The sequence below is a fragment of the Macrococcus animalis genome (genome assembly GCF_047425875.1).
In the GTDB taxonomy this organism is placed as follows: Bacteria; Bacillota; Bacilli; order Staphylococcales; family Staphylococcaceae; genus Macrococcoides; species Macrococcoides animalis.
Genome location: NZ_CP179727.1, coordinates 1,243,031 through 1,263,409, shown reverse-complemented (window position 1 = coordinate 1,263,409; position 20,379 = coordinate 1,243,031). Strand labels below are relative to the sequence as shown.

The 20,379-nt window shown below is 33.7% G+C and carries 17 protein-coding genes and 1 other annotated feature; of the genes, 16 read left to right on the top strand and 1 reads right to left on the bottom strand.

Features of this window, described 5'->3' with window-relative positions; genetic code table 11:
* Nucleotides 1-120 precede the first annotated feature (120 nt).
* The 11 genes from dnaN to budA all read left to right on the top strand — a co-directional run bounded on the left by dnaN (nucleotide 121) and on the right by budA (nucleotide 13,542).
* Entirely contained in the window at nucleotides 121-1,257 is a 1,137-nt protein-coding gene (gene dnaN / locus ACMGE9_RS06640; protein WP_414044463.1) for a DNA polymerase III subunit beta, read from the top strand.
* A gap of 163 nt (nucleotides 1,258-1,420) precedes the next feature.
* Nucleotides 1,421-2,317, top strand: coding sequence for an ABC transporter ATP-binding protein (locus ACMGE9_RS06635; RefSeq protein WP_414042045.1), 897 nt, complete (start codon nucleotides 1,421-1,423; stop codon nucleotides 2,315-2,317).
* Nucleotides 2,310-3,551, top strand: coding sequence for an ABC transporter permease (locus ACMGE9_RS06630; protein WP_414042044.1), 1,242 nt, complete (start codon nucleotides 2,310-2,312; stop codon nucleotides 3,549-3,551). Before ACMGE9_RS06635 ends, ACMGE9_RS06630 begins: the two co-directional genes overlap by 8 nt.
* 132 nt (nucleotides 3,552-3,683) lie before the next feature.
* A complete protein-coding gene (locus tag ACMGE9_RS06625; protein ID WP_414042043.1) occupies nucleotides 3,684-4,421 on the top strand; it encodes a DsbA family protein in 738 nt (245 codons plus the stop codon).
* On the top strand, nucleotides 4,421-4,840 hold the full coding sequence (locus tag ACMGE9_RS06620) for a disulfide oxidoreductase (protein WP_414042042.1): 420 nt from the start codon (nucleotides 4,421-4,423) through the stop codon (nucleotides 4,838-4,840). Before ACMGE9_RS06625 ends, ACMGE9_RS06620 begins: the two co-directional genes overlap by 1 nt.
* A 148-nt stretch (nucleotides 4,841-4,988) precedes the next feature.
* Nucleotides 4,989-5,207 (top strand): S4 domain-containing protein YaaA, encoded by a 219-nt coding sequence (yaaA, locus tag ACMGE9_RS06615; protein ID WP_414042041.1) that lies wholly within the window; start codon nucleotides 4,989-4,991, stop codon nucleotides 5,205-5,207.
* Complete coding sequence (gene recF, locus ACMGE9_RS06610) at nucleotides 5,207-6,316, top strand: DNA replication/repair protein RecF (protein ID WP_414042040.1); 1,110 nt, start codon at nucleotides 5,207-5,209, stop codon at nucleotides 6,314-6,316. The genes yaaA and recF overlap by 1 nt, the downstream gene beginning before the upstream one ends.
* 7 nt (nucleotides 6,317-6,323) lie before the next feature.
* A complete protein-coding gene (gene gyrB, locus ACMGE9_RS06605; protein ID WP_414042039.1) occupies nucleotides 6,324-8,246 on the top strand; it encodes a DNA topoisomerase (ATP-hydrolyzing) subunit B in 1,923 nt (640 codons plus the stop codon).
* A gap of 27 nt (nucleotides 8,247-8,273) precedes the next feature.
* Nucleotides 8,274-10,961, top strand: a complete 2,688-nt coding sequence (gene gyrA / locus ACMGE9_RS06600) for a DNA gyrase subunit A (protein WP_414042038.1) — start codon at nucleotides 8,274-8,276, stop codon at nucleotides 10,959-10,961.
* A gap of 201 nt (nucleotides 10,962-11,162) precedes the next feature.
* Nucleotides 11,163-12,830 (top strand): acetolactate synthase AlsS, encoded by a 1,668-nt coding sequence (gene alsS / locus ACMGE9_RS06595; protein WP_414042037.1) that lies wholly within the window; start codon nucleotides 11,163-11,165, stop codon nucleotides 12,828-12,830.
* Between the two features lie 10 nt (nucleotides 12,831-12,840).
* Nucleotides 12,841-13,542: an acetolactate decarboxylase gene (budA, locus tag ACMGE9_RS06590; protein ID WP_414042036.1), complete on the top strand. Its 702-nt coding sequence runs from the start codon at nucleotides 12,841-12,843 to the stop codon at nucleotides 13,540-13,542.
* A gap of 98 nt (nucleotides 13,543-13,640) precedes the next feature.
* On the opposite strand, the gene ACMGE9_RS06585 is transcribed toward budA, so the two are convergent.
* On the bottom strand, nucleotides 13,641-14,453 hold the full coding sequence (locus ACMGE9_RS06585; RefSeq protein WP_414042035.1) for an NAD(P)H-hydrate dehydratase: 813 nt from the start codon (nucleotides 14,451-14,453) through the stop codon (nucleotides 13,641-13,643).
* A gap of 104 nt (nucleotides 14,454-14,557) precedes the next feature.
* Nucleotides 14,558-14,762, top strand: a binding site (T-box leader).
* Nucleotides 14,763-14,822: 60 nt separating this feature from the next.
* On the opposite strand from ACMGE9_RS06585, the gene serS reads away from it, so the two are divergent.
* The 5 genes from serS (at nucleotide 14,823) to rplI (ending at nucleotide 20,373) form a co-directional block, all read left to right on the top strand.
* A complete protein-coding gene (gene serS / locus ACMGE9_RS06580) occupies nucleotides 14,823-16,094 on the top strand; it encodes a serine--tRNA ligase (protein ID WP_414042034.1) in 1,272 nt (423 codons plus the stop codon).
* A 265-nt stretch (nucleotides 16,095-16,359) separates the two neighbouring features.
* Entirely contained in the window at nucleotides 16,360-16,875 is a 516-nt protein-coding gene (locus tag ACMGE9_RS06575; RefSeq protein WP_414044462.1) for a YceI family protein, read from the top strand.
* 136 nt (nucleotides 16,876-17,011) lie between these two features.
* Nucleotides 17,012-17,932: a DUF2232 domain-containing protein gene (locus ACMGE9_RS06570; protein ID WP_414042033.1), complete on the top strand. Its 921-nt coding sequence runs from the start codon at nucleotides 17,012-17,014 to the stop codon at nucleotides 17,930-17,932.
* Between the two features lie 24 nt (nucleotides 17,933-17,956).
* Nucleotides 17,957-19,924 (top strand): DHH family phosphoesterase, encoded by a 1,968-nt coding sequence (locus tag ACMGE9_RS06565; protein ID WP_414042032.1) that lies wholly within the window; start codon nucleotides 17,957-17,959, stop codon nucleotides 19,922-19,924.
* Between the two features lie 2 nt (nucleotides 19,925-19,926).
* Nucleotides 19,927-20,373, top strand: a complete 447-nt coding sequence (gene rplI, locus ACMGE9_RS06560; RefSeq protein ID WP_414042031.1) for a 50S ribosomal protein L9 — start codon at nucleotides 19,927-19,929, stop codon at nucleotides 20,371-20,373.
* Nucleotides 20,374-20,379 lie beyond the last annotated feature (6 nt).

Here is a 20,379-nt window from a genome sequence, read left to right as displayed (position 1 = left end):
TATCTTCTCTCTGTTCACAATTTTAGACTTATCCACCTATTCACAGTCCCTATTACTATTATTACGGTTTTAAAAGAGATAAAATTATATATATAAATATCATTTTAAGGAGCTTATTCAATTATGAAATTTACGATTCAAAGAGATTACTTTATTACTCAATTAAATGATACATTAAAAGCGATTTCTCCAAGAACAACATTACCAGTGTTAACAGGTATTAAATTAGATGCATTTGATAATAAATTAGTATTAACAGGATCTGATTCAGAAGTATCAATAGAAATTACAATTCCCACTGAATTAGGTGATAACGAGATTTTATCCGTTGAAACGAAAGGTTCTATAGTATTACCAGGTCGTTTCTTCGTTGATATCATTAAAAAATTACCATCAGATACAGTGACTATTGAAACAAATGATAATTTTCAAGCAAAAATAACTTCAGGACAATCTGAATTTAATGTGTCAGGTATTGATTCAGATCAATATCCTTTATTACCACAAGTTAGTGAACAAGAAGCGATCACACTCCCAATCAAAGTATTAAAAAATGTAATAAAACAAACAAACTTTGCTGTGTCCACGTCAGAAACACGCCCAGTATTAACAGGGGTAAACTGGATGATTAATGAGGGTGTACTCAACTGTACTGCAACAGATTCACATCGTTTAGCCTTAAGAAAGCTTCAACTTGAAAACACGAACATTGAATCTATCAATGTAATTATTCCAGGTAAGGCATTAAGTGAATTAAATAAAATTATTGATGACACAGAAGAAACAATTGATATCTTCTTTGCCTCAAACCAAGTTCTATTTAAAGTCGGCAATATTAACTTTATCTCACGTTTACTTGAAGGTAACTATCCAGATACATCAAGATTATTCCCTGAGAGCTTCGAGACAGCACTTTCTATTAATAACGGGGATTTCTTCCATGCAATCGATCGAGCTTCTCTATTAGCACGTGAGGGCGGAAATAACGTCATTAAATTATCTGCTGCAGAGAATGTAGTTGAATTATCTTCAACATCACCTGAAATCGGAACAGTCAAAGAAGATGTTGAAACGAGTAAATTTGAGGGTGAAGGTATAAAAATATCTTTTAATTCTAAGTATATGATGGATGCGTTACGTGCAATAGACAATGATGATGTTCGTATTGAGTTCTTCGGAACGATGCGCCCATTCATCTTAAAACCTGAAGAAGATGATAATTTAGTGCAATTAATCTTACCTATCAGAACATACTAATATTTTAAAAGCTTAAACCATAATGGTTTAAGCTTTTTTGATAAATAAATTTATCTTTTGACTAATATAGTTGTCAAAAATATTGTAATATATTACAATTCTAATTGAGATGCCACTTATTAAAAATTAGATTATGTATAAATATGATTGTGGAGGAAAATAGATGCTGATATTAGAAAATGTAAGTAAGCAATTTAATAATTTTAAAGCTGTAGATGACGTAAATATTTCAGTACCAGCTGGAGAAATGCTTGGCTTTTTAGGAGGAAATGGTGCGGGTAAGACAACAACTTTCCGAATGATTTTAGGTTTGCTTTCAAAATCAAATGGAAAAATTACTTACAATGGCAAACCGATTGATTACTCAGTTACAGATTCTATAGGCTACTTACCAGAAGAGCGTGGTTTGAATCCGAAATTGAAAGTAAGCGAACAAATTCAGTATCTAGCACAACTAAAAGGTATGAAGAAAAAAGATATAGATAAAGCACTTGATTATTGGTTAAATCGATTTGAAGTACCTGAGAATAAGAATAAAAAAATTGAAGATTTATCTAAAGGAAATCAGCAAAAAATTCAATTGATTGGTGCAATTATTCACAATCCATCATTATTAATTTTAGATGAACCATTTAGTGGGCTAGATCCAGTCAATGTTGAGTTGCTGAAATCAGCTGTACAAGAAATTAATGAAAAAGGTGCAACAATCGTATTTAGTTCTCACCGTATGGAACATGTTGAAGAGATGTGTGATTATGTTTGTATATTAAACAAAGGAAAAACAGTTGTATCTGGTGATATTAGACAAGTAAAGCATGACTTTGGTAAGAAAGAAATTATTATTGAAGGCGACCATGACTTCAGTGCGTTAGCAGAAATATCTGGTGTAACGAAGTTCAAACAAAATAAAAATGACGTACGCATCCAAATTTCAAATGGTGATATTGCACCAACCATTTTTGAAGCGGTTAAACAGATGGGGTATGTTTCAAGATTTCAAGTGAATGAACCTTCTCTTAATGAAATATTTATCGAGAAAGTTGGTGGTAAACATGAATAAATTTATACCAACGTTTTGGTTAACCTTCTGGAAAAAAGTTTCAAGTAAATCTTTTATTATTACTACTCTTATTGTAATACTAGCTATAATTGCGCTCAGTAATGCAGATAAAATTTATGATTTTTTTGATAAAAGTGAGGATGATATAACAGTTATCTCTTCAAGTGACAAACAACTTGCAACAGTCTTTAAAAGTGAATTTCAAAAGCTCGATAAGAAAAAGAAATTAAAGATTGTGGATCTTGAAAAGGGTAAAAAAGGTATTAAAGATGAAAAGTATAAAGTACTAATTGATATTAAAGAAAATAGTGATAAAACACTTGAAAGTAAAGTGTACACACTAGATAGTATGGGTACTAATGAACTCATGCAAGTGCAATCGACATTAACAGCTTTTCAAAGTAATAATATAGCAAAATCCCTGAATTTAGCACCCGATAAATTGTCTAAAGTATTGTCTCAAGCAAAAGTAAAAAATGAAGTAATTAAACCAGTGGACGCAAACAATAAAGTATCTGAAGAAAGTAAAGCTGTAAACACTGCATTAGTTTATGCTGGGATTTTTTTAATCTTCTTTATCACCATTAACTATGGTAGCCAAATTGCAACAGAGATTGCACAAGAGAAATCATCACGTGTAATCGAAATGATAGTAACGAGTATTTCTCCAATAACGCACTTAATGGCAAAAATTATAGGAGTTATCACAGTTGCACTCGTTCAAATGTTGATTTATGGCATTACTATACTTGTTTGTATTAAAGTGTTTGATTTAAATAAAACGATAGAAAGCTTTGGATTTAAATTTACACAAGAAAATGTAAGAGTTTTAATGTACGCACTAATATTTTTAATCTTAGGTTTATTATTGTACATTAGCTTAAGTGCAATTGTAGGTTCACTTACAAATCGAATTGAAGATATAGGACAAGCAATTATGCCTGTTACATTCTTAAATATGGCTGCATTTTATATTGCAATGTTCAGTTTAACAACACCAGATACGTTACTCGTAAAAATTTCGAGTTTTATCCCATTCTTTACACCACAAGTCATGTTACTTAGAACAATTTCACAAAAAACAAGCGATACTGAGATAATTATCGGCATAATTTTATGCATTATAACAATTATTGCTCTATTCTATATCGCAGCAAAAATCTATAAAGGTAGTGTATTTAGTAACGATAAGAGTTTAATTAAAAACTTTAAAAGAGCACTTCAAACGAAATAGTTCACAAAAGATTTAATATTTATTTGTGGCAATGTTATTTTATTTAATATAAAATTTATACTATGCATTTTAAAAAAGTAATAAAATTTAAATAACAAAAGTGTTTAAACACAAATAAGAGAGGTATTTCGAATGAAAAATAAGAGTTCTTTAATTTTTACGATGGTACTTACATTGTTAGTAGTAGGTGCATTAGCAGCAATGGTTTTCATGAAGCAAAAAGATAAGGCTGATAATGAAAGTGTGGATACGTCAGCTGTAGAAAATACGAATACAGAAAGTGCAGTCAATAAAAACAATCAAGGTAAGGACCCTGTAAATACAGATAAAGTAGATTTAAAAGGACAACCGATGCTTGGAAAAGAGAGCGCGAAAGTAACTGTTATTGAATTTGGTGATTTTAAGTGTCCAGCTTGTAAATATTTTGATATTACAATGAAGCCAGAGCTTAAAAAGAAGTATGTTGATACAGGTAAAGTTAAACTGTACTTCATTCATACACCATTTCACGCTGAAGAATCAATTTTAGGTGGACTCGCGGGCGAAACAGTATTGAAAAATGAACCAGATAAGTATTGGGATTTCCACGATGAATTATTTAAATTACAAACACATAATGGATCTCAAGATAAATGGTTAACGATGTCGGCTGTGAAAAAAGCAATGAAATCAGCAGGAATAAGTGATGAAAATAAAATTATTGATGCAATTAAAGCTAACGAACAAAAAGCTGAAGTACAACAAGATATTGAATTATATCAAAAACATAATATTACATCTACACCAACAATTATCGTTGATGGTAAAGTATTAGCTGATCCAATGAATATTAAAGAAGTTACATCAGCAATTGATAAGGCGTTGAAATAATGAAAAATACTAAATTCTTTTATATTTCCTGGGTAATTGCGCTAGTCGCAATGTTGGGAAGTTTGTATTACTCAGAAATAATGCATTTTGTCCCATGTGAAAAATGTTGGTATCAAAGAATATTAATGTATCCTCTTGTATTGATTGCAGGGTTCGCAGCATTCACAAATGCGTATCATTACAAATATTTGATTATGACATTTTCTATCATCGGCTTATGTTTTTCTGTTTTTCATTATATGGAACAAAAGATTCCAGGATTTGCATCGATCAAACCTTGTGTTGGTGGTGTTCCGTGTAATACGCAATATGTGAATTACTTCGGTTTTATCACAATTCCATTTTTAGCAGGGATAGCATTTTTATTAATTACAATTATGATGTTACTTATTAAAAAATCAAATATCGATGGAAAATAATAAAAATAAAATTAATATGTATTAAACATAAAATAAAACGTTGAATGATAAGCATTCAGCGTTTTTGTTTATGCTAAAAGACATGCAATTTTTCTAGATTAAAGGTATAATTATATAATGACTAACATGGAAGAGGAGTGAACCGTGAATGGTAAATATAGTCGAATTCAATAGTGAGATAACGCTAGGTCAATTTCTTAAAGCAGAAGGTATTATTTCAACAGGCGGACAAGCGAAATGGTATCTTCAAGATAACCCAGTGGTACTTAATGGCGAAGAAGAAAATAGACGTGGCAAGAAGTTACATCAAGATGATCTATTAGAAGTTGAAGGCGAAACTTATAAGATTACTTATATGGAACAATAATGAAATTAAAATCACTATCTTTATCGCATTACAGAAATTATGAACAAACGACTTTAGTTTTTAACGATGAAGTTAATATTTTAATAGGGTTTAATGCACAAGGAAAAACTAATTTGTTAGAAGCGATTTATTGTTTAGCTATGGCGAAAAGTCATCGCACTTCAAATGATAAAGAATTAATTACTTGGGGTGAGCAATATAGTCATATTGAAGGCGAATTAGCATATCGACATGGCACCATGCCATTATCACTCACGATTTCATCCAAAGGTAAAAAAGCAAAAGTTAATCATTTAGAACAAAAACGATTAACAGAATACATAGGTCATATGAATGTCGTTTTATTTGCACCAGAAGACTTGAATCTCGTCAAAGGTAGCCCTCAAATAAGAAGACGTTTTATTGATATGGAAATTGGACAAATTTCAGCTGTGTATCTCAATGATTTATCGAACTTTCAAAGAATTCTTAAACAAAAGAATCATCATCTGAAGCAACTTAAACTGTCAGGAAATACGGATACGACAATGCTTGAAGTATTGAATGAACAATTTGCAGAATATGCAGTGAAGTTGACACAACGACGCAAATCTTTTATCGAAAAGCTAGAAGAACTTGCTTTACCTATTCATCAAGGCATCACGAAACGAAAAGAAAACTTAAAATTACATTATGTTTCAAATCTTGAATGTATTGATGATACGACAGAGATGATTGAAGCGTGTATTATATTGCTGAATAAAGATAGCAAACGTGAAATTGAGCGTGCACAAAGCTTACATGGCCCACATCGTGATGATGTGACATTTACAATTAATAATATTGATGTACAAACATATGGATCACAGGGACAACAACGAACGACTGCATTGTCTGTTAAGCTTGCAGAGATTGAACTTATTAATTTAGAAGTTGGAGAATATCCAATTCTATTGTTAGATGATGTTCTTTCTGAACTTGACGATTTAAGACAAACACATTTACTCACAACGATTCAACATAAAGTTCAAACATTTGTAACGACAACATCAGTAGATGGTATTGAACATGAAACAATTAACAGAGCGAAATTATTTAATGTCTCTGATGGACATATTTCGACTACTTGAAAGTTAGGTGACAATCTTGGAACAGAATTTAGATCAATATGGTGCTGACCAGATACAAGTTTTAGAAGGATTAGAAGCGGTACGAAAAAGACCTGGTATGTATATCGGGTCAACCGCATCACGAGGTTTACACCATTTAGTGTGGGAAATCGTAGATAATAGTATAGATGAGGCGTTAGCAGGTTATGCTGATGAAATTGAAGTTATTATTGAAAAAGATGACTGGATAAAGGTAACAGATAATGGGCGTGGTATTCCAGTTGAAATGCACAAGAAAATGGGTCGTCCAGCAGTTGAAGTTATTTTAACAGTGTTACATGCCGGTGGTAAATTTGGTGGTGGAGGATATAAAGTTTCAGGGGGGCTACATGGTGTAGGTTCGTCTGTTGTCAACGCTTTATCATCAACGCTTGAAGTATATGTTCACAAAGATGGTCAAATTCATCATCAAGCATATCATCAAGGAGCTCCAGCTTTTGATTTAAAAGTCATTGGTGAAACGGATAAGACAGGGACAGCAATTCGTTTTAAAGCGGATCCAGAAATTTTTACTGAAACGACAGAATATGAATATGAAATTCTTCAAAAACGTATTCGCGAACTGGCTTTCTTAAATAAAGGAATTAAGATTATTGTACGTGATGAACGTGGAGAAGAAGTCATTCAAGATGAATATCACTATGAAGGTGGTATTAAGTCTTACGTTGAACTTTTAAATAAGTCTAAAGAAGTATTATTCCCTGAACCCATTTATATTCATGATACGCGTGATGATATTGAAGTTGAGATTTCAATACAATACAACAATGGCTATTCAACAAATCTTTTAAGTTACGCGAATAATATACATACTTACGAAGGCGGAACACATGAAGATGGATTTAAACGTGCATTGACACGTGTAATCAATAACTATGGTGCGAAAAATAAATTGATTAAAGAAAATGATGAAAAATTATCAGGTGAAGATGTGCGTGAAGGGATTACAGCTGTTGTATCTATTAAGCACGGTAATCCTCAGTTTGAAGGTCAAACGAAGACAAAATTAGGTAATACAGAAGTCCGTCAAATTACGGATAATTTGTTTGCTGAGAATTTTGAACGATTCTTGATGGAGAATCCACCTGTTGCTCGTATAATAGTTGAAAAGGGCATTATGGCATCACGTGCTCGTCTTGCAGCGAAGAAAGCGCGTGAAGTGACGCGTCGTAAATCAGGTTTAGAAATTTCAAGCTTACCAGGTAAACTTGCGGACTGTTCAAGTAAAGATCCATCAGTCAGTGAATTATACATCGTTGAGGGTGATTCAGCAGGTGGTTCAGCAAAATCTGGCCGTAACTCTAAGACACAGGCGATTTTACCGTTACGTGGTAAAATATTAAACGTTGAAAAAGCACGTTTAGACCGTATTTTAGGAAATAATGAAATCCGTTCGATGATTACAGCAATGGGTACAGGTATCGGTGGAGAATTTGATATTTCAAAAGCAAGATATCATAAGATTGTTATCATGACCGATGCCGATGTCGATGGAGCACATATTCGTACGTTATTACTGACGTTCTTCTATCGTTTCATGAGACCGTTATTAGAAGCTGGATATATTTACATCGCACAACCTCCATTATTTAAAGTAGAACAAGGTAAAAAGAAATATTATGTTTATAACGAACGTGAACTTAATAAATTAAGAGAAGAATTACCAGCTACGCCGAAATGGCAACTTGCTCGTTATAAAGGTTTAGGCGAAATGAATGCTGATCAATTATGGGAAACAACAATGAATCCAGAGAACCGCTCTATGTTACAAGTAACATTAGGTGATGCCATTGAAGCGGATGAAGTATTTGAAATGTTAATGGGTGACATTGTGGAACATCGCCGTGCATTTATTGAAGAAAATGCTGTCTATGCTAATGTTGATGCATAAAGATAGTAATTTAAGGAGGCGCCATTTATGGCTTTAGAACACGATTCAAAACTACAGGACCAAAATATCGTTAAAGAAATGAAAGATTCGTTTCTTGATTACGCGATGAGTGTTATTGTTTCACGTGCTTTACCTGATGTACGTGATGGTATGAAACCGGTTCATCGTCGTATTTTATATGGGATGAATAATATGGGTATGACACCAGATAAGCCATACAAAAAGTCGGCGCGTATCGTTGGGGATGTAATGGGGAAATATCACCCACACGGGGATTCTTCGATTTATGAAGCTATGGTACGTATGGCTCAAGATTTTAGCTATCGATATATGTTAGTTGATGGTCAAGGAAACTTCGGCTCAATGGATGGTGACGGTGCTGCTGCAATGCGTTATACAGAAGCACGTATGTCTAAGATTGCCATGGAATTAATGCGCGATATTAATAAAGACACGATTGACTTTAAAGATAACTATGATGGTAATGAACGAGAACCAGTTGTGTTACCTTCAAGATTTCCTAACTTACTTGTGAATGGTGCATCTGGTATTGCAGTTGGTATGGCAACTAATATTCCACCGCATAACTTAACAGAAGTCATTAATGGGGTATTAGAGTTAAGTAAGAATCCAGATATTTCAATTCCTGAGTTAATGGAATATATTCAAGGACCAGACTTCCCTACTGCTGGACTTATTTTAGGGCGTAGTGGTATTCGTCGTGCTTATGAAACGGGCCGTGGTTCTGTTATTATGCGAGCGAAGACGTTAATAGAAACGCGTCCAAATGGGAAAGAAACAATTATTGTAACTGAGATTCCGTATCAAGTGAATAAAGCGCGGTTAGTTGAGAAGATTGCTGAACTTGCACGTGATAAGAAAATTGACGGTATTACAGATTTACGTGATGAAACAAGTTTAAAAGAGGGTGTCCGTATTGTTATTGACGTACGTCGTGATGCAAATGCAAATGTCATCTTAAATAACTTATATAAATTAACACCATTACAAACATCTTTTGGTGTTAATATGTTAGCACTTGTTGATGGGCAACCAAAGATTTTAAATATAAAACAAGCAATTTATCATTATTTAGAGCACCAAAAAGTTGTTGTAAGAAGAAGAACACAATACAACTTAAAGAAAGCTGAAGATCGTGCACATATTTTAGAAGGATTGCGTATCGCATTAGATCATATTGATGAGATTATTGCATTAATTCGTGGTTCTAAAAATGATGCTGAAGCTATGGAAGGCTTAATGGATCGATTTAAGTTATCTGAGCGTCAAGCACAAGCAATACTAGATATGCGTTTACGTCGTTTAACAGGTTTAGAACGCGATAAGATTGAAGCTGAATATCAAGAGTTATTAAAATATATTGATGAGTTAAGAGCAATCTTAGCTGATGAAGAAAAATTACTTGAAATTATTCGTGAAGAATTAATTGAAATCCGTGAAAAATTTGGAGATGAACGTCGTACAGAAATTACTGCTGGTGGATTTGATCACTTAGAAGATGAAGACTTAATTGATGAAGAGAATATCGTAATCACATTAAGCCATAACAACTATATTAAACGATTACCAGCTTCAACATATCGTACGCAACACCGTGGAGGACGTGGTGTTCAAGGTATGAATACCTTAGATGAAGACTTTGTTAGCCAAATGGTGACGACGTCTACACATGATAATGTATTATTCTTTACGAATATGGGACGCGTTTATAAAATTAAAGGTTATGAAATTCCAGAATTATCTCGTCAATCGAAAGGGATTCCTATCGTAAACGTATTAGAACTTGATAAAGATGAGAAAATTAGTACAATGATTGCAGTAAATGATTTAGAGCGAGAAGATGCCTTTATTATATTTGCAACGAAACAAGGTATTATTAAACGTACGAATCTCTCTCACTTTGCACGTATTAATAAGAATGGTAAGATTGCCATTAACTTTAAAGAAGATGATGAGTTAATTACGGTACGTTTAACAGATGGTAATAAACAGCTTATTATTGGAACGAAAAATGCATCATTGATTCGTTTCGAAGAAAATAAATTACGTCCACTTGGAAGAACGGCTGCCGGTGTAAAAGGTATATCTTTACGTGAAGGTGATGAAGTTATTGGACTTGATGTAATCGAATCGAATGGAGAACATGAAGTGCTAATCGTCACTGAAAATGGTTACGGTAAACGTACAATTGAAACAGAGTATCGAATTTCTAACCGAGGCGGTAAAGGGATTAAAACAGCAAGTATTACTGAGAAAAATGGTAATCTTGTATGTATTACAACCGTTAAAGGTGACGAAGACATTATGTTAGTCACAAATCAAGGTGTCATAATTCGTTTAGATGTTGCAGAATTCTCTCAAAATGGACGTTCTGCACAAGGTGTTCGCTTAATAAAATTAGGCGAGGGACAACTTGTAGCAACAGTAGCAAAAGTTGAAAAAGAAGAAGAGGACGATTTCGAAATAATTGATGCAGATAAGGCTCCAGGTGAAGTTGTTGCTGAACAAGAAACGACGCTCACTGAAGAGGCATTAGAAGCGAATGATGAAGATATTGAGAGTGAAAATGGACATATGGTTGGTATAGTTGAAGACGACGATTACAAACCTACAAAAGACATTTTAGAACGCTCTTCATTTGACGACATTTACGACGAAGACGAAGATGAAACTGAAGAAGAAGACAACGATTAAATAATAAAAAGAATCATAATTAAAAGCTAAAGTTCAAGCACTGAACTTTAGCTTTTTTATTTCCCAAGCAATAATGTAACCGTTTCACTGTTCCTGAAAACGTTTTAAATGTATTTCAAAGGCGTATCATTTGAAGTCACCGTGCAATCGTATTAGCATTTAAACTGTATAAAAATTAAATATAATAGGAGCGTTTAGAAAATGAAAAAATCAGGTGGAGATTTATTCGTAGACACACTTATCAATCATGGTGTAACACACGTCTTTGGTGTACCAGGTGCCAAGATTGATAAAGCATTCGATGTATTAGAAGATAGAGGACCAGAAGTAATTGTTACGCGACATGAGCAAAATGCAGCATTGATTGCACAAGGAATCGGACGTATTACAGGTAAGCCAGGCGTAGTACTTGTAACAAGTGGTCCAGGAGTGACAAATCTTGCAACAGGTTTAGTTACAGCGAATTCTGAAAGTGATCCTGTCGTTGCAATTGGTGGTAACGTTAAACGAGAAGATAGTTTGAAGCGTACACACCAATCTTTAGATAATGCAGGATTAATGAGTCATGTATCAAAATATTCTGTAGAAGTACAATCAGCAAATAGTATTTCTGAAGCAGTAACAAATGCGTTTCGTTCAAGTGTTGAAGGGCGCAAAGGTGCAGCATTTGTCAGTATTCCACAAGATGTGATTTCAGCAGATGATGTAGAAGTCGAAGCGATTGTTGTAAAAGAGCCACCTGTGTTAGGTCCAGCGCCATCTTTTGAAATTGACACTTTGGCTGAACGTATAAAACAAGCGAAATTACCTGTATTCTTATTAGGTATGCGTGCATCATCAGAAGAGAATACGAATGCAATTCGACAATTTATGACGCATAATCCTATCCCAGTTGTAGAAACATTTCAAGGTTCGGGGATAATCTCTCGTGAATTAGAAGAACATTTCTACGGTCGCATTGGCTTATTTAGAAACCAACCTGGTGATGAGTTATTAAGACATGCGGATTTAGTAATTACAGTAGGTTATGATCCAATTGAATACGATCCTATCATTTGGAACAAGGAAAATGAAAAAACAATAATTCATATAGATGAAGTACAAAGCGATATCGATAATCACTATGCACCAATCACTGAATTAATTGGGAATACAGCATTAACGATTCAACGTTTAGATGAAAAGTTAAATGAAGGTGACATTCAATTAGATGAATCAGCAAAAAAAGTATTAAATAATGTTGCAAACTTAATTAAACAAAAATATGAATTACCAGAAGATCATATGAATTCAGAACTAGTAAATCCTAAACATATCGTTAAAACAGTACGTGAATTAATCGATGATGAAACAACTGTAACAGTAGACGTGGGTTCTTTATATATATATATGGCGCGTTATTTCAGAAGTTATGCACCACGTCACTTACTATTCTCAAATGGGATGCAAACCCTAGGTGTAGCATTACCATGGGCAATTGCAGCATCAATCGTTCGCCCAGGTAAAAAAGTTGTCTCAATGGCTGGAGATGGTGGATTCTTATTCTCAGGACAAGAATTAGAAACAGCAGTGAGGTTGAAAGCACCTATCGTACAATTGATTTGGAATGACGGTCACTATGATATGGTGAAATTCCAACAAGTCCAAAAATACGGCAAAGGTGCAGCAGTGGATTTAGGACCAGTTGATTTTGTGAAGTATGCCGAATCGATGGGTGCAAAAGGATTCAAAGTGAATCATTCAAGTGAACTTGAATCTGTATTAAAACAAGCGTTAGCTGAAGATGGTCCGGTCATCGTTGATATTCCAGTAGACTATAGTAATAATGCACAGTTAATGGCTGACTTATTACCTGACGCAACAAACTAGGAGGATTAAGATGAATCATTTATATCAATATTCAACAATGGGTGCGCTTGTTGGTGGGATGTTTGAAGGTACGTTCAAAATGTCAGATGTACTTGCTACAGGTAACTATGGTATTGGAACAATGGATAGTTTAAATGGCGAACTGATTGTGTTAGATGGCACACCGTATTTAATCGAAAGTACGGGAAATGTGCGTGAAGTGTCACTAGATGAGACGACGCCTTTTGCAAGTATGATGGATTTTAAACCAACGAAGACATTAGAATTTAAAGGTAGTTTGAATAAAAAAAAATTAGATGAAGAAATCTTACAAGCAATGCAAGGTATGAATTATTTTCATGCTGTGAAGATCACGGGTAAATTCAAATTGGTGAAAGCAAGATCGGTAAAAAAACAAGAACAACCGTATCCGAAACTTGTAGAAGCGGTAAAAGAACAAGGTTATTTCGATATTGAAGAAACTGAAGGGACATTATTTGGATTCTATACACCACACTTCATTATGGGCATTGGTGTCGGTGGATACCACGTTCACTATTTAAGTGATGACCGAAAGTCTGGTGGACACGTTTTTGATTATGAAATAGAAGATGTGAAAGTAGAACTCGCATTACAAGAAGACTTTATCTTAAAAATGCCATCGACAGACCGATACCGTGAAAATGATTTAAATGATCCAGAGATGTTGAAAGATATAGAAGCGAGTGAGTAAGAATAGTGATAAATAAAAAGAAGTATCGTATCGATGCTTCTTTTTATTTTGTTATAATTTATAGTTAAATTTGTATAAAACTATAAAGCAATTCTAAATTATTTTTCTTCTAACTTTTTCATCATATATGGCAATTCATCAATAATACGACTTGCTGGAACAACGTACATTTCCTGTGCAAGTTGGTCACCAATTAAGCTGTGGATGAATACAGCTTGTTTAATAGCCTCTTCAGTATCAAATTGACCTAAGAAACTCGCGATAATTCCAGCTAATGCATCGCCCATACCACCTGATGCCATTGCGGCGTTACCCACAGTGATTTTATAATCCCCACTCTTTAAATACAGTTCTGTTTCATGCTTTTTTAAGATTACATGGGCACCCAGCTCATCAGCTTTAGCACGATTTCTTTCAGGTGTTTGTTCTGCAATAGGAATACCACTTAAACGTTCCCATTCCATTTGATGTGGTGTAAATATTACATTACATTTCGGTAAAGGATGTTTTAATTTACTTAATATTGTAATTGCATCTCCATCGATTATGAGTGTTTGGTGTTCTTGAATATGTTGAAATAAAATCGTTAGAACATTATTACCCTGGAAATCAAGTCCAAGACCTGGTCCAATCAAGATACTATCGGCATTTTCTATCACCTTTGTAATACGTTTAATGTCATTTATATCAGATACCATAGCTTCTGGACAACGTGAATGTAGCGCTGTGTGATTTGAATTATGAGTTGCAACAGTAGTTAAGCCACCTCCACTATATACACAGGCACGTGCCGCCATCATGATAGATCCACCCATATTTTGATTGCCACCTATTAAGAGAATACGACCATAATCCCCTTTGTGCGAAAACACTTGACGTTTTGGTATGCTGATAAAATCAATAATTTGCATAATCATTCTCCTTAGTAAGTTTAAACATGTTAAATCGTTATATCACTTTTAATTATTTGTTGTCAATATAATATCTGTATGATACTATATTATCAAATCAAATAATATATTTGTCATTTGGGATAAGTAGTGTAGAGACGATTTTTAGAGACATAGCGGTTGGTGCAAGCTATGAAGTTGTATACATGAAATTCTACCCATATTTGAAGTTTGGCAAACCGGTGATGAGCCGTTATGAAATGGAGTGAATAGTTAAACTCAGTTTAACTATTAATTAGGGTGGCAACGCGTAAATACCACGTCCCTTTATAGGGATGTGGTATTTTTTTGTACCCAAAAATAAACTAAAAAATTTAGGAGGAAATCAACATGTTAGATATTAAATTATTTAGAACAGATGCTGAATTTGTTAAGAAAAAATTAGAAATGCGTGGTATTGATACGTCAATCGTTGATGAAATTTTAAATTTAGATGCGAAAACACGTGAATTCACTGCCAAAACGGAAGAATTAAAAGCAAAACGCAATAAAGCAAGTGAAGAAATTGCACTAAAAAAACGTAACAAAGAAAATGCGGATGATGCAATTGAAGCAATGCGTGTTGTTGGTGATGAGATCAAAGCTATTGATACTGAATTAAATACTGTTGCAACGGACTTACGTGATAAATTAGTGCGTTTACCAAACTTAGTAAGTGACGAAACACCTTTCGGTAAAGATGAAGATGAGAATATTGAAGTACGTAAATGGGGTACGCCACGTGAATTCAATTTCGATGCGAAAGCTCACTGGGATATCGTTGAAGATTTAAAAATGGCGGACTTCGAACGTGCAGCAAAAGTATCTGGAGCTAGGTTTGCATTCTTAACGAAAGATGGTGCGCGTTTAGAGCGAGCATTAATGAACTTTATGCTAGACACTCATCGTGAAAATGGTTATCAAGAAATGGTTACTCCGCAACTTGTGAATGCTGATTCAATGTTTGGTACAGGTCAATTACCGAAGTTTGAAGAAGATTTATTTAAAGTAGAAAAAGAGGGATTATACACAATTCCAACTTCTGAAGTACCGTTAACAAACTTCTACCGTAATGAAATTATGTCTTTAGATATGTTACCAACCAAATTTACAGCAATGACAGCTTGTTTCCGTAGTGAAGCAGGATCAGCGGGTCGTGACACTCGTGGATTAATTCGCATGCATCAATTTAATAAAGTTGAAATGGTTCGTTTCGAGACCCCTGAGAATTCATATGCTGCCCTAGAAGAAATGACACATCATGCTGAAGCAATTTTAGAAAAATTACAAATCCCTTATCGTACTATTAATTTATGTTCAGGTGATATTGGGTTTGGTGCAGCAAAAACGTACGATGTTGAAGTTTGGTTACCAAGTTATAATGCGTATAAAGAAATTAGTTCTTGCTCTAATATGACTGATTTCCAAGCACGTCGAGCAAACATCCGTTTCAAACGTGATAAAGATTCAAAAGCAGAATTTGTGAATACACTAAATGGATCTGGATTAGCTGTAGGACGTACATTCGCTGCAGTTGTTGAAAACTATCAAAATGAAGATGGTTCTATTACTGTGCCGGAAGTATTAATACCGTACATGGGTGGGCAAACAGTTATTAAATAATATCACAAAAAATACAAATTGTTTAAAATATATTAAAACAAGGTATCTATTATTATAGGTATCTTGTTTTATTTTTATCTTTAAAAGTGTTTATCTACTTAATTTAATAAAAAATATTATAATATATTTTTTATACTTGCATATATTTTATATATCTGATATATTAAATATATAAGATAGAGATAAGGAATGATTGAACATGTTTAAGAAGCTTTTCGGAAAAGACAAAGAAAATAAAACAAACGACGAAAGAGGTAATTTAACAATGACAAACTTTACATTAGACAACGCACATTCAAGCATCGATTTTTCAGTAAAACACATGATGGTTTCAAAAGTAAAAGGTGAATTCACAGATTTTACTTCAACAGTAACTGGAGACATTAATGATATTTCTTCATTAAATGTAAATGCTACAGTTAAAGTAGATTCGATTGACACTAATAACGGTGATCGTGATGGACATTTAAAATCAGGAGATTTCTTTGATGTTGAACAATACCCTGAAATTACTTTTGAATCTAAATCAGTATCAAACAATTCTATTACAGGTGACTTAACGATTAAAGGTGTTACTAACGAAGAAACGTTTGAGTTAGAATTTAATGGTGTTCATAAAAATCCTATGTCAGGTGGAGATGTAACTGGTTTAGTAGTATCAGGTACAATCAATCGTGAAAAATATGGTTTAACTTGGAACCAAGCGTTAGAGACAGGCGGCGTTATGGTCGGTAAAGATGTTAAGTTCGAAGCTGGCGTTGAATTTGCAATCGAAGGTTAATAGATTAAATAATAAGACTATCCTTTTGGGATAGTCTCTTTTTTTGTGTGCGAATAAAATGTACATGCATTGAGGTATTCTGTGTAAAGTTGTAAAATAGAATAGTTATAGAAATATTTTTAGAAAGTGAGATTTTATGTTGAAGATAGATTTAAGTAAAACTGTTATCATCACTACAATTATGTTGGTGTTAACGTTGATAATAAATTTCTTACCGGCATTGGTTATTTTTATCGCACCGTTTTTATTAGTTCCAACAGTATATTTGTACTGTAAATCTCGAAATGGTTTTTACATCATGAGTTTAATTGTGATTCTTGTGACTGTATTGATGTCGATATTTACGATGCAAATCATTATGGGAGCGATATTTGCGGGTTATATTATTGGTCAATTGCTTATTGAACGTGCATCAAAAGAGCGTATGTTATATATTTTAACGATTTTTTATAGTATATACACGCTCGTTTCGATTATTTTTTTACAAGTGACAGATTTCTTGCCGAAAGTTCAATCGTGGTTTAAGCCGACGATTGATGTGTATAACGACTATTTATCAAAAGGTATTAAAGAAGGCACGATACAAAACTACCAATTAGAAATGTTTAATACAAGTATGAATGAAGTCATCAAACAAGTACCAGGTATTGTTGTACTATTTTTATTCCTACTTGTGTTATTACAACTCGTGATTACAATGCCGTTACTCCGTCAATTTAAGATTGCAACACCAAACTTCAGACCTTTGTTCACTTGGCAAATGCCGAAATCAATTTTGATTGTTTATTTAATTGTATTATTGGCACATTTTGGAGTTTCAGAAACAGATTATGTTCCTCTTGGAATCGTGATAAACTTAAGATATGTGTTAGAGTGGTTATTATTTATCCAAGGGTTATCCCTTTATAGTTACTTTACGCGTATGAGGAAAACACATCCAATCTTGACTGTATTTATTTTCTTTATTGCGTTTATATACGCACCCATCACGCAACTTTTTGGAATAATCGATTTGATGGTTAACTTAAAAAAAAGAGTGTCAAGAAAACTTAAGTAATAAATAATTTAATGAGGTGTCACAATGAATAGGAAGTACAATAAGCAAACATTAATTATGCCTTTTGTCGTGATGTGTATTGCAGCTTTTATAATTACTGGGATACTCTATACCGTGCACCCAATGACAGCATTGGTAACGTTTGGCATACTTTTTGTCATTACATGCATCAGTCTTTTCTATTTGAGACATGGTATTAGGCATAACGAAACATATATAGCTAATCTTTCAACATCGATTGATAAAGGAAAGCGTTATGCGATTAGTGGGTTACCAATTGGTGTCATTCTACTTGATGAGAACGAACATATCGAATGGCATAATCACTTTATTAATGAGAAGATTACTGCTCCGATTATTTCTGAATCCATTCATGAAGTGTTTCCTAACTTGCTAAATCAACTAAAAAATACCGGTGTTAAAGAAACAACGGCTATATTTGAAGATTATAAATTTAAAGTAACTTACGGTGAAGACACGCGTATTTTATATTTCTTTGATATTACTGATAAAGTTGAAACAGAGCAGTTATATGAAGATACGAAGCCAATTGTTGGTATTTTATTCTTAGATAACTTTGATGAAATTACGCAAAACATGGGAGATACACAGCGTACTGAAATTAATAGTATGATGTCGACAGAAATCAATAAATGGGCAGAAGAGAATAATGTATATATTAAGCGTTATCAATCTGACCAATATATGATGTTCTTCAACCAAAAAATTCTGCATCAAATTGAGGAGACGAAGTTTAACATCCTTGATAATATTCGTGAAAAAAGTCGCGAAATTAAAACACATATTACATTAAGTATCGGGATTGGTGAAGGCACTGAAAATTTATTAGATTTAGGTACACTTGCTCAATCTAGTTTAGATTTAGCTTTAGGTCGTGGTGGTGACCAAGTAGCAATTAAGAATATGAACGGTGCGGTACGTTTTTATGGAGGAAAGACTGATCCAATGGAAAAACGTACACGTGTCCGTGCGCGTGTTATTTCACATGCTTTACGTGACATTTTAATTGAAGGTGAAAATGTCGTTATTATGGGACATAAACGACCAGATATGGATGCCATAGGTGCTGCAATTGGTGTGGCGCGGTTTGCTAGGATGAATAATTTAAAAGTGAATATTATATTAAATGATTACGATGTTGATGATACGTTATCACGTGTCATGGCTGAAATATCTGAGAAACCTGAATTAGATGAGATATTTATTTCATCTGAAGAAGCGTGGAATATGATGACGAAGAAGACAACGCTTGTTATAGTAGATACACATAAACCTGAAATGGTAATCGATGAAAGTATATTGAATAAAGCATATCGCAAAGTTGTCATTGATCATCATCGTCGTGGTGAATCATTTATAGATAGTCCTTTACTTGTGTACATGGAGCAATATGCAAGTTCTACCGCAGAGTTAGTAACAGAATTATTAGAATATCAGCCAACAGAACATAAACTCACACGTTTAGAAGCAACTGTTATGCTTGCAGGTATTATTGTAGATACGCGCAACTTTACATTAAGAACAGGATCAAGAACATTTGACGCTGCAAGTTTCTTAAGAAATCACGGTGCAGATACAATTTTAGTACAACATTTCTTAAAAGATGATATCGAAACGTATATTAAACGTTCAGAAATTATTCGAACAGTACAGTTAGAAGATAATGGTATTGCAATTGCACATGGACCAGAAGGTGAAATTATTCATCCGGTTATTGTTGCACAAGCAGCAGATGAATTACTTGGAATTGAAGGTGTTGAGGCATCATTTGTTGTAGCAGAACGTAAAGAGAATGTTGTTGGTATATCTGCACGTTCTTTAGGTGAGATTAATGTACAACTTGTAATGGAAAGCATGGGCGGTGGTGGACATTTATCGAATGCTGCAACACAACTTGAGAACATGACAATCAATGAGGCAATATTACAATTACAACAAATAATAAATGAGCAGAGTGAAGGAGACGATTAATAATGAAAGTTATATTTACACAAGATGTTAAAGGAAAAGGTAAAAAAGGCGAGATTAAAGAAGTGCCAGTAGGTTATGCAAATAACTTCTTACTTAAAAATAAATATGCAGTTGAAGCTACACCTGGAAACTTAAAGCAATTAGAAGCACAAAAAAAACGCATTGAGTTAGATAAACAACAGGAATTAGAAGAAGCAGAAAATTTAAAAATAAAATTAGAGGCTTTAGAAGTTGAAATAACTGCAAAGTCTGGTGAAGGCGGACGTCTTTTCGGATCCGTAAGTTCTAAGCAAATCGCCGAAGCTTTAAATAAGCAACATGGTATTAAATTAGATAAGCGTAAAATGGACTTACATGATGGTATTCGTAGCTTAGGTTACACAAATGTACCTGTGAAGTTACATAACAAAGTAAGTGGTACTTTAAAAGTGCATGTAATTTCAGAATAAAACTAA